Origin of the sequence: Tenacibaculum sp. SSH1-16, assembly GCF_040104435.1 — a bacterium.
Taxonomy (GTDB): Bacteria; Bacteroidota; Bacteroidia; order Flavobacteriales; family Flavobacteriaceae; genus Polaribacter; species Polaribacter mesophilus.
Genome location: NZ_JBECOV010000008.1, coordinates 36056 through 55854 on the forward strand (window position 1 = coordinate 36056; position 19799 = coordinate 55854).

The following is a 19799-nucleotide window of genomic DNA, read 5'->3' on the forward strand; positions in this document are numbered from 1 at the left end:
ATAATACGTTAAACTCTCTTAAGTTAAGTAACAAAGTTAGGTAATAAAGAGTCTATTAAGCATCAAAACAATTCAAAACAACAAAAATGAAAAACATATTACTAATACTTTTAGCTGTATTTACTACAAGTATTTATGCACAAATGCCTAAAAGTAGCCTACCCAAACCAGGAGTAGTTTCTGGTAAAGTAGTCGATCAAGCAACCAAGCAACCTCTTCCCTATGTAAATATTATAATCAAAGATATTGCCAAAAAAATTATTACTGGTGGAATTACTGATGACAATGGCTTATTCTCTATAAAAAATATACCTGAAGGAAATAGTATTGTTGAAGTTCAGTTTATAGGGTATAGAACATTCTCTAAACCTATTTCTGTAAGTCGTAAATCAAGCAATGTTAATTTGGGCACTATTCCTCTAGAGGAAGATAGCACTACTTTAGATGAAGTAGAAATTAGAGCAGAAACTTCTTCAGTAACTCAAAAAGTAGACAGAAAAGTTATTAACGTTGGTAAAGATTTGACCTCAGCAGGAGCTACTGCTTCTGATTTATTAAATAACGTACAATCTGTAAGTGTTGATAGCCAATCAGGTAACATTAGTTTGCGTGGTAACGAAAATGTACGTGTATTAGTTGATGGTAAACCTACCAACATTCCTGCTTCTGAATTATTAAAACAAATACCTTCATCATCTATTAAAAGTGTTGAGTTAATTACCAATCCTTCTGCTAAATACAACCCTGAAGGAATGAGTGGTATTATTAATATAATTCTTAATAAAAATGCCAATATGGGCTTTAATGGTTCTATAAATACTGGAGTTGAAGCTGGTCATTATGTTCGTTACAATGCTTCTACAAACATGAATTACAAAACAGGAAAAGTGAACTTTTTTGGTAACTATGGCTTTAGAGGTGGTGATAATTACAATTTTGGATACATTAGTAGACCTGGAGAAAATTATCAAGACTTTATTTTTCAGAATGATGATGAATCACATTTATTTAAAATTGGAGCAGACATTTATTTAGATGATAAAAACACTCTTTCGCTTTACACAACTCAAAACTGGTTTAATGTTTTTGCTAAAGGACGTGCTATAATTACAGATAATAATGGTAATTTAATTGAACATTCACCTAATACTCAAAACAATGATAGTCATAATCAAACCTATAATGTAAATTATAAACATGATTTTGAAAAAGAAGGACATAACATAGAGTTTGAAGCTAACTATTCTAAAAACAATGCTCCAAACTACTTAAATAATTACTTCTTAGAAGGTACTCAACCTGATTATTTCAATGATATTAATAATGATAGAAAAAGTACATTATTAAATTTAGATTATACAAACCCTATTTCTAAAAATGGTAAACTTGAATTAGGTTTAGAGTATCGAGTAAATAATACCGACAATGTAAACCTAACAAACCAACAAATTGTATTAGAAGATATTAATGGAAATAAAACATATAGAGATGTAGGAGATTCTTATTTTACTTATGACAGAGATATTTATTCTGCTTACATAAACTATGGTCATAAGTTTGGAAAACTATCTATGCAATTAGGTGCCCGTTTTGAGCAATATAAAATTGAAGGAAACTTTACAGGACTAGATGAAAATGGTGATGTAAAGAAAGATAAAGTTACTGATGATATTTTCAGCGTATACCCTTCTGCTTTTTTTACTTACAATCCTAATGATGCAGATCAATTTCAGTTAAGCTATAGTAAAAGAGTTGATAGACCAGGAATACAGCAAGTAAACCCTATTAGAGAATGGAGTACTCCTTTAATTACTTCTGTAGGTAATCCTGATCTTGTTCCTCAATTTACAAACTCAGTTGAATTTAATTATACAAGAAAAATAAAAGGTGGTTCAATAACATTAGGAAGTTTTTATAGAAACATCACTGATGTAATTAATAGAGCTACTTACATGGATCCTTTAGATGAAACAAACACTAGGCAAATATTAACTTTTGCTAATTTTGATGACACAGATGCTTACGGTTTAGAATTTTCTGCTAGTTATAAGATAGCAAAATGGTGGAGAGCAAATGCTAGTATGGATTATTATTCTCAAAAGCAATTTGGAACTACTGATTTAAGCGACCCGAACTCACCAACTATTGAAGTTAAAACAGATATTTTTAATGCTCGTATAAGTAATAGTTTTACAGTATCTAAAAAATTACGTTTACAATTGTTTGCAATGTATAGAGGACCAAGAGAAGACATTCAATGGAATGTTGACCCTATGAAAATGGTAAATATTGGTGCTAATTATAGTATTCTTAAAGGAAAAGGAAATATTAACCTTAGAGTAAATGATATCTTTAACGATATGAGATTTAAGTTTAATTCTGAAAGGCCTTTTGTTCAAAATGGACGTTTTAAATGGGAAAGTAGAACTGCTTATATTGGATTTAACTATAGATTTGGTGGAGGAAAAAACAAAGCTCGTGCCAGAAAACAACGTGATAATAATGAAAAGCAAGGAGGCGGAGGCTTCATGTAGCATTACATTTCTTTAATTATTTAAAAAAAACGAAGTTAAATACTTCGTTTTTTTTATTTTTAGCAGAATTTCATTCCCTTCAATATATGAAAAGATTGCTAATATTAATTTTATTCCTAAGTACTTATTTGAGCCTAGCTCAAAACCTACAGGTTACAGGAACTATTTTAGATAAAAAAAATAACCAACCAATACCCTTCGTTACTATTTCTTGTAAAAATACTTCTAACAAAATACTTACTGGTAGTATCTCTGATGAAAAAGGGAATTTTAAAATTGAAAAACTTCCAAAGGAAAATTTACTTTTAACTTTTCAATTTATTGGTTACAGAGCTTTTGAAAAGAAAATTGACTTAAAAAAGAATAGTAAAATAGGAACAATTTTACTCGAAGAGAACACCACACAGCTAGATGAAGTTGAAATACAAGGAGAAACTTCAGCCTTTATTCAAAAAATTGACAGAAAAATTATTAATGTAGGTAATGACCTAACAGCTACTGGAACTACCTCTTTAGAAATGCTTGAAAATATTCCTTCAATAGATATTAATCAACTTTCTGGAACTATAAGCTTACGAGGAAATGAAAATGTTAGAGTTTTAGTGAATGGAAAACCTTCCAACGTAAATACAGCTCAATTATTAAAACAAATACCTTCTAACTCGGTAAAAAGCGTTGAGATAATTACAAACCCATCAGCAAAACACACTCCTGAAGGTATGAGTGGTATTATCAACTTAATCCTAAAAAAGAACACCAAAATTGGTTTTAATGGTAGTATTATTGCAGGTATTAAGCACAGTAGAAACACCAAACCCGACATAATCTTAAACACCAATTACAAGGCAGGAGTTACTAATTTTTATCTAAACTATAATACTAGTTGGGGCGATTATGAAACTTTCAATAACTTAACAAGAGTAGACAGTAATCTGTCTCAAAACCTTTACTTTTTAAATAATTCTGAAAATCATAACATCAAATTTGGAATAGATATAGATCTTACAGCTAAAAGTATTTTATCTATATACACTTATCAAAATTTCGATAACAATAGTTTAATAACGAATACACTAGTAACCGAAAACAATTCTTTGACTTTTGACAATAGAAGTTTTTCTAATTACAATCAAAAAAATGAAACCTATAATGCTGATTATGTTTACAATTTTGATGATAAAGGACAGAATTTAGAGATTGAACTTAATCACTCTCTAACCAAAAATCCTGAAAAAACGACTAACGAAGAGTTTATAAATCCCAGTTCAAAAGAATATAATTATACAAATGACATTAAAGACACACGTAAACTTTGGTTGTTGAACATTGATTATATAAAACCTATAAAGTCAGGAAAACTAGAATTAGGATTTGAATTTAGAAAGCAAGATTTTTACAATCTAATACTTACCGATAGAGAAAACATAAATGATTCTACTTCTCTTGAACCTATAGGAAATACAACGTTAAATTATGATAGAGATATTTATTCAGGATATATAAATTTCAACAAGGAGTTCAAAAAAATTTCAATTCAGACAGGTTTAAGATTAGAACAATTTTACCTAGATGCTCTTTTTTCGAATACAGAACAAGGAAACACCACTTTAAAAAATAATATTTTTAGTTGGTATCCTTCATTATCAATTCTATACAGCTTTACTGAAAAAGATAAGTTACAACTTGCCTATAGTAGGAGAATTGACAGACCTTCTGCATATCAGATAACACCAATTCAAGAGTGGTTTTCTCCTCTAACTATATCAAGAGGAAACCTTAATTTACAGCCGCAATTTACAAACTCTCTAGAGCTTAATTATACTAAAACAGTCACTAAAGGTTATATATCATTCGGAACATTTTATCGAAGAACAAATGAAAAAATTGGTCGACTATTGCAGCAAGATGAACAAAATTCAGACAAAGTCATTACTTCGTTTACCAATTACGATTATGCAGATAGTTATGGTATTGAACTTTCTTCTAGTTTTAAGCCAAAAAAATGGTGGACACTCAATTCTTCTTTTGAAACGTACATTCAAGACTCTCAAGGTGTTTTAAATGGTAACTTTGAAACGGTAAAAAACACCTTAGTAAAAGGACGTATAAGCAACTCTTTTAAAGCTTCAAAAAAACTGAGCTTCCAGCTATCAGGTATTTTTAGAGGTAAAAGTAAAAACATTCAGTATTCTATAGAACCATATACTATGATTAATGCCGGAGCTAGGTTAAAGCTATTTGACGGTAAAGGAAGTATTACCTTAAGAAGTACTGACATTTTTAATAATGTAAATTTTGATTATACATCTAACACCCCTTTTATGCAAAAAGGAAAGTATACACTAGAGTACAACTCTGTCTACCTAGGATTTTCCTATAATTTTGGAAGTGGAAAAAACAAAAATAAAGGCAGAAAATACAGAGATAATAATGAAGCACAAGGAGGTATGTTTTAATAAAAAATCCGAAGTTAATACTTCGGATTTATTTATTTTATAAGTAGGTAGTCTAACATTACCAACGAATCACTACCGATCCCCAAGTAAATCCACTACCAAAGGCAGCTAACACTACCAAATCACCATCATTTATTTTTCCTTTTTCCCAAGCTTCTGTCAATGCTATAATAACCGAAGCAGCAGTAGTATTACCATACTTCATAATATTATTATACACCTTGTCATCAGATAACTGGAACTTCTTTTGAATAAATTGTGCAATACGTAAATTCGCTTGATGAGGAATTAACATATCAATATCTTCCTTTTGCAGTCCGTTTGCTTGTAATCCTTCCATAATAGCTTCTGAAAAACGAACAACTGCATGCTTAAATACAAACTGACCGTTCATATATGGATAATACGAAGTATCATCTGGGTCATTGGCCTCTATGATTTCAGGAACCCAACGTCCTGTTGAAGGCCCTTCTAGCATTAATTCTTTCGCAAACTTTCCTTCAGAATGTAAGTGAGAAGATAAAATCCCTTTTCCTTCCTCTTCCGAACGTGATAAAACAGCTGCTCCTGCTCCATCTCCAAAAATTACAGTAACTCCACGACCACGTGTAGAACGTTCTAAACCACCTGAATGATTTTCAGAACCAATTACTAAAACATTTTTATACATTCCTGTTTTAATAAATTGGTCAGCAACAGAAAGTGAATAAATAAAACCAGAACATTGGTTACGTACATCTAACGCACCAATTGTAGGCATATCTAATAAATCTTGAATTTGTACTCCACCTCCTGGAAAATATAATTCAGGACTCAACGTAGCAAAAATGATAAAATCAATATCATCTTTAGTCAATCCCGCACGCTCAATAGCTATTTTAGCGGCTTTTGCTCCCATTACTGATGTAGAATCATCAGAAGTTTTTGGATCTATCCAACGACGCTCTTTTATACCAGTTCTCTCCTGAATCCATTCATCACTCGTCTCCATAAACTGAGTCAAGTCATCGTTAGTCACTACGTTCTCAGGAACATAATAACCTAATCCTGTAATTTTTGAGTTATACATATTTTTTATGTTGATTATTCTGTAGTTAACAAATTAAAAGCCTGTAAAAGTATGAATTTTATATAATTCGTACAAAAAGTGCCATCTTGTCACTAATTCTTATTTGGTATTTTTTTTGACTATTGATTCTGCAGAAAATAATATCAATTAAAATATATACTTATGAGTAAAGGAAACATTAATGTATCGGTTGAAAATATATTTCCACTGATTAAAAAATTCTTGTATTCTGACCACGAAATCTTTTTACGTGAGTTAATTTCTAACGGAACTGACGCTACAACTAAATTAAAACATCTTATTTCAATTGGTGAAGCTAAGACAGAATTAGGCGATGCTAAAATTGAAATAAGTATCGATAAAGATGCGAAAACCCTAACCATTAAAGACCAAGGAATTGGTATGACAATGGATGAAGTTGAAAAATACATCAACCAAATCGCTTTTTCTGGTGCAGAAGAGTTCTTAGAAAAATACAAAGACGATAAAAACGAAACAGGTGTTATTGGTCACTTCGGATTAGGTTTCTATTCTGCTTTTATGGTAGCTGATAAAGTAGAAATTTTCACAAAATCATTCAAAGACGAGCCAGCTGCTCACTGGACATGTGATGGTTCACCTGAATATACTTTAGTGAAGCACGACAAGTCTGACAGAGGTACAGAAATTGTATTACATATTGCTGAAGATTCTACTGAATTTTTAGAAGAAGGTAAAATCCGTGGACTATTAACAAAATATAATCGTTTCAACCAAGTTCCGATTAAATTTGGAACTAAGAAAATAAATGATCCAGATTTTACTCCAAAAACCACTAAAGACGAAGACGGTAAAGAAGTAACTGAGCCTCACAAACAAATTGAAGTTGATGATATCATCAATAATACTGAACCTGCATGGACTAAAAAACCAGCGGATTTGGAAGATGAAGATTATAAAAACTTCTACCGTGAATTGTATCCAATGCAATTTGAGGAGTCTTTATTCCATATTCACTTAAATGTAGACTATCCATTTAACTTAACAGGAATCTTATATTTCCCTAAGTTAACGCAGAACTTGGATATGCAAAAGGATAAAATTCAATTATACCAAAACCAAGTTTTTGTAACAGATAACGTAGAAGGAATCGTTCCTGATTTCTTACAAATGTTAAAAGGAGTAATTGATTCTCCAGACATCCCATTAAACGTTTCTCGTTCATACTTACAAGCAGACGGAGCTGTTAAAAAGATTTCTGGATACATCACTAAAAAAGTAGCAGATAAGCTTTCTTCTTTATTCAAAAATAATCGTGAAGATTTCGAACAAAAATGGAACGACATCAAGGTTATTATTGAGTACGGAATGTTATCGGAAGAGAAATTCTTTAGCAAAGCAAAGAAGTTTGCCTTATACCCTACTGTTGATGATAAATTCTTTACGTTTGATGAGTTAGTTGAAAAAACTAAAGATGCTCAAACTGACAAAGATGGAAATCACATCGTTTTATATGCCGCCAATAAAGATGCGCAACACAGTTATATTGAAGACGCTAAAGCCAAAGGCTATGAAGTATTGTTGTTAGACTCTCCTATCGTTTCGCATTTAATGCAAAAATTAGAAATGGAGTCTGGCGATGCTAAAGTACAATTCAAACGTGTAGATGCTGACCATATTGACAACTTAATTAAGAAAGACGATACAGTAATTTCTAAACTTTCTGACGAAGAAAAAGAGCAATTAAAACCTGTTATTGAAGGAGCTGTAAATAATACAAGTTATACAGTACAATTAGAAGCTATGGATTCTAGTGCTTCTCCTTTCATAATTACAGTACCAGAATTCATGCGTCGTATGAAAGAAATGAGTGCTACTGGTGGTGGAATGATGGGAATGGGTAACATGCCAGAAATGTATAACTTAGTAGTAAATACGAATCACGAGTTAGTATCGGAAATATTAAATGCTGATGAAGACAAGCAAAAACAATTAGTTACACAAGCATTTGATTTAGCTAAATTATCTCAAAACCTATTACATGGTGAAGAGTTAACAAATTTTATCAAACGTTCATACGAACTAATTAAATAATAGCGAATCGTCATAGATCATTTTTAAAAACCTCTTTGTGAAAACAGAGAGGTTTTCTTTTTAATATATTTGTTCATAATCAAAAACATAACCATGAAGAAAATCTTCTTAACTATAGTAGCTACCGCTACACTTCTTACTTCTTGTAAACAAGAAAAAAAAGAAGCGGTTAACACTCCTACTCCAGAAAACATGGAGTTTAATCAGTTATTAAAAGACTATAACGAAGGGAAACTACAATTAAACCCTGTAAATGCAACTTTTGCGGGTGATAATCGTTTTAACGATCAATTTCCTAACACACTTTCTGACGAATATCAAACAAAAAGCAAGGAGTTTTACAAAAATTACAAAACAAAACTCAACAATTTTAAAGATACCGACTTAACCCAAAGTCAACAAATGAGTAAAGCTGTATTGGATTGGGATTGTGATATGGCATTGGCACAAGCTAGCTATAAAAACGACTTATTAATGCCTATTAACCAAATGTGGACAATTAACCTTACCATGGGGCAATTGGCTAGTGGTAGTAGCGCACAACCATTTAAAACAGTTGAAGACTACGACAATTGGTTAAGCAGATTAGACAAATACAATACGTGGTTACAATCGGCTAAAGAACGTATGCAGCAAGGAATCAAAGAAAATTATGTTTTACCTAAATCATTAATCAAAAAAGTAATTCCTCAATTCAAAAGCTTAACTGTTGTAAAAAAATCACCTGAAGGAATCACAGATTTTTCTGAGCATTTATTTTATGCTCCGATAAACACTTTACCAGCTGGTTTTTCTGATGCTGATAAAACTAGATTAACAGAAGCGTATACCAATATATTGAATGATAAATTAATTCCGTCATTCAAAGCTATGTATGAATTTTTAAAGACTGACTATTTAGCTGCTGGTAGAGAGAGCAGCGGTATTTCTGACATTCCTAACGGAACAGCATACTATCAACATGCTATCAAAAATTATACGACTACCAACATGACTGCTGATGAAATTCATGAATTAGGGCTAAAAGAAGTTGCTCGAATTTTATCAGAAATGGAGAAAGTAAAAGAGCAAGTTGGATTTGAAGGAAACTTAAAAGAATTCTTTGATTTTGTTCGTAACAACAAAGAGTTAATGCCATATACTGAACCGCAACAAATTATTGATAACTTTAATACTATTCACGAAAAAATGAAGCCACAATTAGAAAAATTATTTGGTAATAAACCAAAAACTCCATTTGTGGTAAAGCAAACTGAAAAATTCAGAGAAGCTTCTGCTAGCGCTGAATACAACCCTGGTTCGTTAGACGGAACTCGCCCAGGAGTTTTCTATACACCAATTCCTGACGCTACTAAATACAATGTATTTTCTGATGAAGCTTTATTTTTACACGAGGCTATTCCGGGTCACCATTATCAAATTTCATTAACGCAAGAAAATGAAGACTTACCGGATTTTAGAAAAACGTTATGGTACAGCGCTTATGGTGAAGGTTGGGCATTATATACTGAAAACTTAGGAAAAGAATTAGGTTTATATACAGATCCTTATCAATACTTTGGAATGTTAGGTATGGAAATGCATCGAGCGATTCGCTTAGTAGTAGATACAGGAATACACGCTAAAGGTTGGAGTCGTGAAAAAGCAATTCAATATTCATTAGATAACGAAGCGGAAGGTGAAGCTAGTATTATTTCTGAAATTGAGCGGTATATGGCAAATCCTGGACAAGCATTGTCATATAAGATCGGACAATTAAAAATCCGTGAATTACGCGCTAAAGCTAAAAAGGAATTGGGTGATAAATTCGATATTAAAGAATTCCACAATCAAGTTTTAGAAACTGGATGTATTCCATTAGCACTTTTAGAAAACAAAATTGACAAGTGGATAGCTTCTCTAAAATAACTTTCTAAATCTTCATAAAAAGTCCGTTCTTACTATTTAGAGCGGACTTTTTTAGTATTTTAGACCTCAATTTATTTATTATGAAATGAGCCATAAAGAATATGAAATCTATCAAAATCTCTGTTAGCGAATTACATCTGACCAATAAAAAACAATAAAAACAAACAGATGAAAAAGCTATTATACTCCCTATTTGTTACCTCATTTACTTTCGCTCAAACAAATACCGAAATTCATTTATTTGACATCAATTCTGAAAATGGACAATGGAAGGTGACCAATGGAAAAAATATTTCTAACAATGATGGATATGATAGTCAACCTTATTTTTATGATGATAATATCATCTTGTTTGCTTCCAATAGAAATGGACAAACCGATATTGTAAAATATTCTATAGATAGTGAAACTAAGAGGTTTATTAATAACACACCAAATGGAGGTGAATATTCACCTCAACGAATTCCCAAGTCAAAAGATATATCAGCAGTACGTTTAGATAATAATGGTTTACAACGTTTTTATCAGTATAACTTTAAAACGGGCAAAAGTAAAGAAGTAATTAAAGACTTAGTAGTAGCATACCCTATGTGGTATACTAAAAACCTTGTAATTTCTTCCGTAATTGTAAATGATACTCTTCAACTTTATATGAGTGACTTAAAAAAGAACACTAACATTTCAATAGCTAAACAAACAGGACGTTCATTTCATAAAATTCCAAACTCTAACTTAGTTAGTTTTATGAAACAAAACGGTAAAAAATGGGAAGTTTGGTCATTAAACCCTTTTTCTAAAGAAACTAAAAAAATCGTGTCAACAGGTAAAAGTAAAGATGTTTGTTGGCTTCCTAATGGTACACTGTTAATTGCTTATCAGAATATGATTTTTCAATACAACCCTAAAACAGACAAAGAAATAACTGTTTTTCATCAGTTTGAAAATGAGAACATCAATAATATTTCAAGAATTATGGCAAACCCAGAAGGAACAAAACTAGCAATCGTAGCAGAAGTATCTCCCAAAGCTTTGGCACAAGAACAATTAGAAGCTTATAATAAAAGGGATATAGATGCATTTTTAAAACCTTACGCTAAAGGTGTAAAAGTATATAGCTACCCAAATAAATTAGAATATGAAGGTATTGAAGAAATGCGCAAACGATATGCCCCTAAGTTTGAAACAACAAAAGATTTACACTGTAAAATTATTAGTAGAATAGTTAAAGGAAATGTAGTGATAGATGAGGAAGAAGTTACAGCAAACGGAGCTACCTTTCATGCTGTCGCCATCTATGAGATAGTTAATGGTAAAATTGCTGTGGTTAGGTTTGTAAAATAAATTTATAAGTCTAACTTTTTCACAAAGTACACTTCCACAATAAGTAAAAAGAGAATAAATACAATTTATTCTCTTTTTTGTTTTGTAATTTAGTAAGCTAAATTCCTTAATTATGAAAAAATTCATAGTACTATTCTTACTAACTTCTACAACAATATCAGCACAAACCGACACTAAAATATACGATATTATTAATGCTATTTCAGCAGATAGAATTAAATCAGATATTACTACGCTAACAAATTTCGGTACCCGTCATACATTAAGCGATACCCTTTCTAATACGCGTGGAATTGGTGCAGCCCGTCGATGGATTAAGTCTGAATTCGACAAAATTTCTTCTAATTGCAACAACTGTTTAAAAGTATTTTACCAAAAAGACTTTGTAAAAAAAGGAACTAATAGCAGAATCACCAAAGATGTTTGGGTTGTTAATGTTGTTGCTATTCAAAAAGGAACAAAATATCCTAACAATTACATTGTAATGAGTGGTGATATAGATTCAAGAATTTCCGATCCTAATAATTTCATTGATGATGCACCTGGGGCTAATGACAATGCCTCTGGAATCGCAGGAACTATTGAAGCAGCACGTGTATTAAGTAACTATACATTTGAAAACAGTATTATTTATGTAGGATTGTCTGGTGAAGAACAAGGCTTATTTGGTGGAAAAGGATTGGCTGCTTATGCCAAGGAAAAAAATTGGAATATTGTGGGGGTTATGAATAATGATATGATTGGAAACATAAAAGGTATTGATGGAGTTATAGACAACCGTACATTTAGAATCTTTTCTGAACCCGTACCTCCAACCGAAACTGAACGTCAACGAAAAGCACGTCGCTTTTATGGTGGTGAAGTGGACGGAATTTCACGTCAATTAGCACGTTATATTTATACAACAACTAAAACTTATATGCCAGAAATGAATCCGAAAATGATTTATCGCTTAGATAGGTTTGGTCGTGGCGGACATCACAGACCTTTTAACGATGCAGGTTTTGCTGGTATTCGAATTATGGAAGCTCATGAGAATTACACACAACAACATCAAGATATTAGAACAGAAAACGGTATTGAATATGGTGATAGGCTTAAGTTTGTAAACTTCGATTACGCTAAAAAATTAACCGCTGTAAATGCTATTAATTTGGCTAATATTGCTGCTGCCCCACCTTCACCTAAAAATGTAGGAATTGGCGGTATTGTTGAAGCGTCTGCTAAACTTCAATGGGATAAAGTTAATGGTGCTAAAGGATATAAAATTTATTGGAGAGATACCACATCTCCTACTTGGGATAACTTTAAATATGTAGAAGGTACTACTAAATTTACTTTAAACGGAATTGTTTTAGATAATTACTTCTTTGGAGTAAGTACTGTAGGAAAAAACGGACACGAAAGCATTGTTTCATTTCCTTCAAAAATTATACGTTAACAAATGGACGACAAACCTCACCTATATTTTAAAACGGACACAGAATGGCGTAAGTGGTTATTAGAAAACCATAACGAAAGTGATGGAGTTCATCTAATTTTATACAAAGTTAATGTAGACATACCTAGTATGCGTTGGGAAGAAGCTGTAAAAGTAGCTTTATGCTTTGGTTGGATAGATAGTACCGTGAAAAGTTTAGGCGATGGTAAAAGGAGGCAATACTTCTGCCCCAGAAAACCTAAAAGTGTTTGGAGTGCTTTAAACAAGAAATATATTAAGGAACTAACTACTTCCAACTTAATCCACCCTGCTGGAATTGCGTCTGTTGAAATTGCTAAAAAAAATGGTTCTTGGAATGCTTTAGATGCTGTAGAAAACTTAATAGTTCCAAAAGACCTACAGATTGAATTTGAGAAAAACCCCACTGCTCTTAACAACTTTCAAAATTTTGCTCCTTCTTACCGTAAGAACTACTTGTACTGGATACATCAAGCTAAAAGAGAAGCTACTAGAGTAAAACGAATTGATGAAATTATTCGTTTGTGTGAAGCTAATATTAAATCTAAATGATTTTTAGTATTTTGTACTCCAATCAATTAACTATATGCAACTAGAATCCCTCATTAAAAATTTTAAAAACAAAGATGTAAAAGCTTTTGAAAGCCTTTACGAAATGTACAAACAAAGCGTTACTGGTGTAGTTTTTAATATTGTTAGAGATCAAGCAATAGCTGAAGAAATAACACAAGATGTTTTTATAAAAGCTTGGAATAACGCAAACTCTTATTCTGAGAAAAAAGGACGTTTTTTTACATGGATTATCAATATTGCTAGAAATGCAGCTATTGATAAAACAAGGTCTAAAAACTTTAAAAACAGTTCTAAAAACCTTGATGCCGAAATTTTCGTAGATATATTAGAGAACCACGATAGCTTGGACTCTAAAACTGATGCAATTGGTATAAAAAACTTTGTAAACAAGTTAAAAGACACTTGTATCAAAGTTATAGAGCTTCTTTATTTTAAAGGCTTTACACAAAAGGAAGTTTCTGAAAGTTTAAAAATACCTCTTGGTACTGTAAAAACTAGAAGCCGAAATTGTATTAACGAATTAAGACTTATGCTTAAATAATGGCTACAAACAAACACATAGAATCTGGAATATTAGAACTATATATAGCTGGTGCTCTTTCTGATAAAGAAAATGAGCAAGTATATAGTTTGATGATGGAACATCCTGAGATTTTAGAAGAAGTAAAAGAAATTGAAAAATCAATTTCTATTCTTACTTCTCATGTTGCTCCTAAAGATGCTAAAAATTCTTTTAAAGACGTTTTAATAAAAATGTTACAAGAAAAAGAAGATTCAGCTAAAACAATTCCTTTACGAACATCTAAAAATAATTGGGTAACTTATACAGGGTGGGCTGCTGCTTTAGTAGTTGGTAGTACTTTAATTTTATCGTTAAATAAGAGTGCTAATTTACAAGGGCAAATAGACACTATTAATGAAGCTAAAGAACAATATGAAATTCAGTTAGATGAAACTAATGCTAATTTAGCTGAAAACAAAAAACTTTTAGCAGTAATAAGAAGTAAAGATATAGTTACAGTTCCTTTACAAGGACAAAAAGTATATCCTGAAGCCTATGCAAAGGTATATTGGAATAAAAACTCTAAAAATATTTTCTTAGATGTTCAAGGTTTACCTGATCCACCAGAAGGAAAAGTATACCAAGTATGGTCTTTAAAACTTGATCCGTTATCTCCAACTAGTTTAGGTACTATAGATAACTTTACTGCTAGTGATAGTAAAATATTTACTATTAACAATCCTAATGATTCACAAGCTTTTGGTATTACTCTTGAGCCAGCAGGTGGTAGCGAAACTCCTACTTTAGAACAATTATATACTCTAGGTGCAGTATAATAATCTATTTTAAAAATTAATATAGCCGCTTAAAGCGGCTATATTTTTGTTGCCATTAATCCTTCTAAAAAATGACAACTTATCAAGCCCCCCCGGACTATCATTATCTTTAAAAAGAATATCGTATGGTGGCTTTTGCAGAAAACGGAGTTCCTGGTGTAAAATGAATTTCTTCTACAGAATTTGGTTCATTTTGTAACCTTGATTCTGTAGCAAACTGTGTTTCATTCCAAGCTACATCAAAAATATTTTCTAACGCTACACCTAGTGTTATATTATTTATTTTATAGCTAATATTCGCATCTGTAACAAAATAACCTTCTGCTACTATTGAATTATCTTCATTTGCAGGTCTATCACCTATATATCTGTAATGAACTCCTCCTGAAAAGTTCTTATAATTATTTACTGATAATCCTCCTGTTACAGTCACTTTAGGAGCTAAAGGAATATTGTTTTCTCCAGACGGATCATCAACACTTTCTGCTTTTGTAAAAGTAGCATCACTATCAAAATATAACCAATCTGTTAATTGATATCTAAGACCTAAATCAATACCATAACGCTGTGATTCTCCTGAAGGTTCTACAATACCAGCATCTCCAACATAAACCAATTCATCTTCTGAAAGTAAGTACCACAATGCTGTATTTATAGCTATTTTTGAGGTTGGCTTCCAAACAGTTCCTAAATCAACACCATAAGCTCTAGGTAATGTTTTCCTATTAGGTTGTGTAGCTACTACTCTAGTATCGTTTGAATGAAAGCCTATTCCTGATTTTAAAAACCATTGAATTTTTTCATTTGGAGTATAAGTAACATTTATCTTAGGATTAACTACTACTTGTGATTCAGAAAACGTTTTGTATTCATCTAGTAAATAATCATTGTAGTTAAATTTTAAATAATCTAAACGTAAAGCTGGTGCCACCATAAATTTTCCAAACTCAAACTCACTATTTACAAAAGCATAATAGTTAGTTTGATTTACCTTTCCTAATTGAATTTGGTCTAACACTTCTTTTCTTTGAAGTGTATGTGATAACTCTAAGTTATCTACAATATCAGCACGTAAACCTGTTCCAAAGGTTAACTCTACTGGTGTATTTGATATATGGGTTTTCTTTTTAAACTGTGTATTGAACCCGAAAACATCTCTATTTTCAGTTTGCTTTATTTGATCTCCGTTCACAGGATCATCTAAAAAGAAGGTAAAGTTTGAAAATAAATTAAAATTATAATTTGAATAAAAAACATTTGAAGTTACACTAACATCGTTCTTTAAAACTTTTGAGTGTTCTAAGTTTATGTTTGTTCTTGATGTTGTTCCTCCTTCAGTATCATCAATTGAACCAAAACGAGTAATATTTCCATTATCAACTTCTCTTTGCGGTATTTGTCCAGAAGCATCCCATTTACTCGTAAAATGTGAAGCTGATAATGATAAACTACTATTGTCTTTTAAAAAGGTTCTATACTTCGTAAAAATATTAATTCGACTAAAATTCTGAGGAGATTCTACAAAACCATCTGTTTCTAAATATTCAATAGCAACATAAGCATTATCTGTATTGTTTTTATCTAACAAATTAAACATTCCTAAAGTTCTAAATGTATTGAACTGACCTATACCTACTTCTACTTGACTATTTTCTAAATATGTTTTTGTTTTAAAATCTACATATCCTGCTGTATTAAAGTCTCCTTTGCTTGCGTAATAAGGCCCTTTTCCGAAGTTAATTTTTTCGATGGTTTCAGGAATTATAAAGTGTAAATCACTATACCCTTGTCCGTGTGCATGAGAAACCATATTTACTGGTGTTCCGTCTACCGACAACGCTATATCTGTACCGTGATCAATATCAAAACCTCTTAAAAATATTTGTTCCGCTTTTCCTCCACCAGCATGTTGACCTATAAAAAGTCCTGGTACTCGTTGTAATATTTGTTGAGATGAACTTACTGGTTTTTTATCTAAATCAACTCTTACAATTGTTTGTAATGGATCTCTCTTATTAGATAATACCATCTCATCTAACAAAAAACTTTTCATTTCTAAAATAATTGTTTTTGGAGAGCTTAGATCGTCACTACCTAATTCTAAGTTGATTTTTTTGTATCCTAGAATTCCAAATTCAATAATATCTCCTACTTTTGAATTATCTAAGATAAATTCTCCATTAACTTTTGTATGTGTATGGCTGTTACTAGTAGTATTATATACATATACATTCTCTAAAGGCTTTTTGTTGGTATTTAATACCTTTCCTTTAAATTGTTGTGAAAATACATGGTAACTACCTAACAATAATGCTAAAAATAAAATCTTTGTTTTCAAAATACTGAAGTTTGGTTATATATTTAAAATTTTTTCTGTCATCAACGGACCTAACTCAAAAGAGCTGTCTAATAACTCTTCTTTTAAAGCCATAGCTTTATCATTAATTCCATTTGCTTTGTAAATTTCAGCTATATGATACTGTATTTCGGGCTCGAAAGTTTTATCTACTACATATGTATTAATTACTTCTAAAGCTTTTTTAAAGTCTTTATTTTTGTAATAATACCAGGCTAGTAAATCGTAAGATTGTGGCGTAGACCTACTCTCAATTTCTTTTTCGATGTATGATAACGCACTAGATGTATCATTAAATTCTTCTAAATATAATTTAGCTAAATGCTGATTATACATTACACCATATGAGCTATTTTTTACAGCCGATAAATATACCTCTATATTACTTTCTTTTATTGTTAAATTATTCTTAAACTCGGCTATTTCTGCCTTTAACAAATAGTAATCTGGAGAAGAATGTTCGTTACTTATGATATCTAAAATTCGGAGTGCTTCATCTGGATTTTTATCATGAGAATATACTATCCAAGTAATACCTTTTTTTGCATACGCGTTACTGTTATCTAGTTCTAATGCTTTTAAATATAATTTATAAGAATCTTTTATTTGACCATTATGTCCATAAAAGTCAGCTAAGTTAGTATAACTCCATGCTTTTAAATCTTTATTATTAGCTTCTTCTGCTTTTTTCATGGCCTTTTCCATAAAACGAATTGCTGAAGATAAGTCTCCTTTATAATCATGCCATTTAGAAACTCTTATTAGATAATCAAAGTCAGTATAATTTTCAATTTCTGCTAAGTATTCTGAAGCTTTTTCAGGTTCTCCTAACTCTAAATAAACATCAAACAACATTTTTTGAGTAGCATTTAGGTTTTCTCCATTTACTTCTGCTTTTTTTAATAATTCTAACGATTCTTTAAATCGATGTTGAGAAATATAGTTTCTTGCTAATGATCGTAAATGTGAGGCTTTGTTATAATTTGTTTTTTGATTGATTTTTAACAGCTTTTCTTCAGCTTCTATCAAATAAGAAATATTTCCTTTTTCTGAAAAAAGTAATGAATTAGCCTTTGCTATTTTACTTAAATATGGATACTGCGTTGGCTGATTGTTTAGTTTTTTCTGCCAAAAATCTAGTTCTTTTTGAGCTAACGATTCTGAAGTGGTGGTTGTACTTTGTAGATATTTATTATACTCTTCTTGGTTAGCTACCTTTGTTGTTTTTGAAGTTGTACAACTTAGTATTGTGCTGCTTAAAATAGCACAAATAATTATTTTTATAGTTTTCATTTTAGAAGGATTTTTAGTTAATAATTTGTTTAAAAATTGGTTGCTAAAAAGCAACCAATTTTAACCCCAGGAGGTTTAGTCTCCCCATTTTACCAAGGACTTGCTAAATATGGAAAAGAACTTAAGAAGTCTTTATCATTTCCATCTACATTATCATCTGATAATGTAGGATTTTCAGAAAAGTCCTCGCCTCCGAAAATCAATAATAATTCAACGGTAATTACATCATCTGCCAAAGCTCTACCTGTTAACACATTTGTTCCATCATAAAAAGTTGTTGTTCCATCTAATGAAACGGTTAATACATCGGTAGCTAAAACACCTGCAAAAGCTGCTGCATCTAAACCTAATGCGTTGGTATCTCCGTCATTTGCATATGCTGGGCTTAACGCTTTTAAATTTGTTTCAAACATTGCAGCAAAATTTGCTCCTTGTTCTGACGGTATTGTTACATTAAACGCATCTTTCATATCGCTATTTACAAATACTGTATTTACTGCTGGTCTACCCATTTGGTCTTTTTGCATGTAACTTCCCGAGAAGTCAATAGAAGCCATTGGTGGCATGTTATTATCATCATCACTACAACTTGCTAAGGCAAAGATTGATAGAATTGAAATTGCTAAGATTTTTATATTGTTAAGTTTCATGTCTTTGAATTTTAAAGTTGATTGTTTTTTACTGCTTCGTTTTAGTTTCTACCCAAGTATTAATAGTACCTGAACCTCCAATCATAGATTTTGGAACTTCTACTACAACTGATAATACATTAGTCCCAGCAAAAGTATCTGCTCCTGGATCGTTAAAACCACCTGCATTTCCAGCTATAATTTCACCGTATTGTGCAAAATCCATAAAGAAAGGATCGTCTCTAGGCCCTGCAAAAAATTGCATTCCTCCCTTACTACCAATAATAGCACTAGATCCATAAGGAGTTATAGAAACCCCATATTCTGTTCCATCTTGAGGTAACGTACTAGTTAAACCAGTAGTTGATGGATTGTATGGACCAAAAAAGTACATTTTTCCATCTCTAGGAATTGCTTGAATTACCAAGTCTTCAACATTATCACCAGTATTATCAATATTAAACTCAATTAATACATTTTCATCAAAACTTGCTGCTGCCGTAGCTGAAGGACTTAGTAATCCTTGAATATTTGCTGCAAACACAAGATTGCTCGTATTTTCTCCTTGAAAAGCGTAAAAGTCTGTAATATCACTTGAGCCTCCTGTTACATCTGGAGCATCAATGTGATCGGCTGCTAATAAGACTAAACCTATTAATGCTAAAGCACCGGCTCCAATAATTAATTTCATTTTTTTCATGGTTGTAAATTTTAAAGTTAATTACTCATTCTACCTTACTTACGAAAAAATGGTGATGACGGTTTTTATT

Annotated in this window: 14 protein-coding genes; 9 read left to right on the top strand and 5 right to left on the bottom strand. The window is 31.4% G+C overall.

All coding sequences use genetic code 11. From position 1 onward, the window contains the following. The first annotated feature begins 86 nt into the window (after nt 1-86). Both ABMY20_RS10900 and ABMY20_RS10905 read left to right on the top strand, forming a co-directional pair. Nucleotides 87-2534: a TonB-dependent receptor gene (locus ABMY20_RS10900; protein WP_349265298.1), complete on the top strand. Its 2448-nt coding sequence runs from the start codon at nt 87-89 to the stop codon at nt 2532-2534. Between the two features lie 86 nt (nt 2535-2620). Further along, nucleotides 2621-4990, top strand: a complete 2370-nt coding sequence (locus ABMY20_RS10905) for an outer membrane beta-barrel family protein (RefSeq protein WP_349265299.1) — start codon at nt 2621-2623, stop codon at nt 4988-4990. Between the two features lie 58 nt (nt 4991-5048). Here ABMY20_RS10905 and ABMY20_RS10910 read toward each other — a convergent pair whose 3' ends face one another. After that, nucleotides 5049-6059: a beta-ketoacyl-ACP synthase III gene (locus tag ABMY20_RS10910; RefSeq protein WP_047789709.1), complete on the bottom strand. Its 1011-nt coding sequence runs from the start codon at nt 6057-6059 to the stop codon at nt 5049-5051. 162 nt (nt 6060-6221) lie between these two features. On the opposite strand from ABMY20_RS10910, the gene htpG reads away from it, so the two are divergent. From htpG to ABMY20_RS10945, 7 genes are all read left to right on the top strand, one after another. Continuing rightward, nucleotides 6222-8132 carry a molecular chaperone HtpG gene (gene htpG / locus ABMY20_RS10915; RefSeq protein ID WP_349265300.1) on the top strand — a complete coding sequence of 637 codons (1911 nt, stop codon included), beginning with the start codon at nt 6222-6224 and terminating at the stop codon, nt 8130-8132. Between the two features lie 93 nt (nt 8133-8225). Continuing rightward, nucleotides 8226-10040, top strand: a complete 1815-nt coding sequence (locus ABMY20_RS10920; protein ID WP_349265301.1) for a DUF885 domain-containing protein — start codon at nt 8226-8228, stop codon at nt 10038-10040. Between the two features lie 168 nt (nt 10041-10208). Continuing rightward, nucleotides 10209-11381, top strand: a complete 1173-nt coding sequence (locus tag ABMY20_RS10925) for a nuclear transport factor 2 family protein (protein WP_349265302.1) — start codon at nt 10209-10211, stop codon at nt 11379-11381. Between the two features lie 112 nt (nt 11382-11493). Continuing rightward, nucleotides 11494-12822: a M28 family peptidase gene (locus tag ABMY20_RS10930; protein WP_349265303.1), complete on the top strand. Its 1329-nt coding sequence runs from the start codon at nt 11494-11496 to the stop codon at nt 12820-12822. 3 nt (nt 12823-12825) lie between these two features. After that, nucleotides 12826-13392 (top strand): YdeI/OmpD-associated family protein, encoded by a 567-nt coding sequence (locus ABMY20_RS10935; protein ID WP_253680451.1) that lies wholly within the window; start codon nt 12826-12828, stop codon nt 13390-13392. Between the two features lie 34 nt (nt 13393-13426). Beyond that, a complete protein-coding gene (locus tag ABMY20_RS10940) occupies nt 13427-13954 on the top strand; it encodes a sigma-70 family RNA polymerase sigma factor (protein ID WP_047789701.1) in 528 nt (175 codons plus the stop codon). Next, nucleotides 13954-14751 (top strand): anti-sigma factor, encoded by a 798-nt coding sequence (locus tag ABMY20_RS10945; RefSeq protein ID WP_047789700.1) that lies wholly within the window; start codon nt 13954-13956, stop codon nt 14749-14751. The genes ABMY20_RS10940 and ABMY20_RS10945 overlap by 1 nt, the downstream gene beginning before the upstream one ends. 109 nt (nt 14752-14860) lie before the next feature. Here ABMY20_RS10945 and ABMY20_RS10950 read toward each other — a convergent pair whose 3' ends face one another. From ABMY20_RS10950 to ABMY20_RS10965, 4 genes are all read right to left on the bottom strand, one after another. Beyond that, nucleotides 14861-17089, bottom strand: a complete 2229-nt coding sequence (locus ABMY20_RS10950) for a TonB-dependent receptor (RefSeq protein WP_159490760.1) — start codon at nt 17087-17089, stop codon at nt 14861-14863. Between the two features lie 15 nt (nt 17090-17104). Continuing rightward, complete coding sequence (locus ABMY20_RS10955; protein WP_349265304.1) at nt 17105-18400, bottom strand: cell surface protein; 1296 nt, start codon at nt 18398-18400, stop codon at nt 17105-17107. 89 nt (nt 18401-18489) lie between these two features. Beyond that, nucleotides 18490-19050 (bottom strand): DUF4331 family protein, encoded by a 561-nt coding sequence (locus ABMY20_RS10960; RefSeq protein WP_159490758.1) that lies wholly within the window; start codon nt 19048-19050, stop codon nt 18490-18492. A 28-nt stretch (nt 19051-19078) separates the two neighbouring features. Further along, entirely contained in the window at nt 19079-19729 is a 651-nt protein-coding gene (locus ABMY20_RS10965; RefSeq protein ID WP_073183147.1) for a DUF4331 family protein, read from the bottom strand. Nucleotides 19730-19799: the final 70 nt, after the last annotated feature.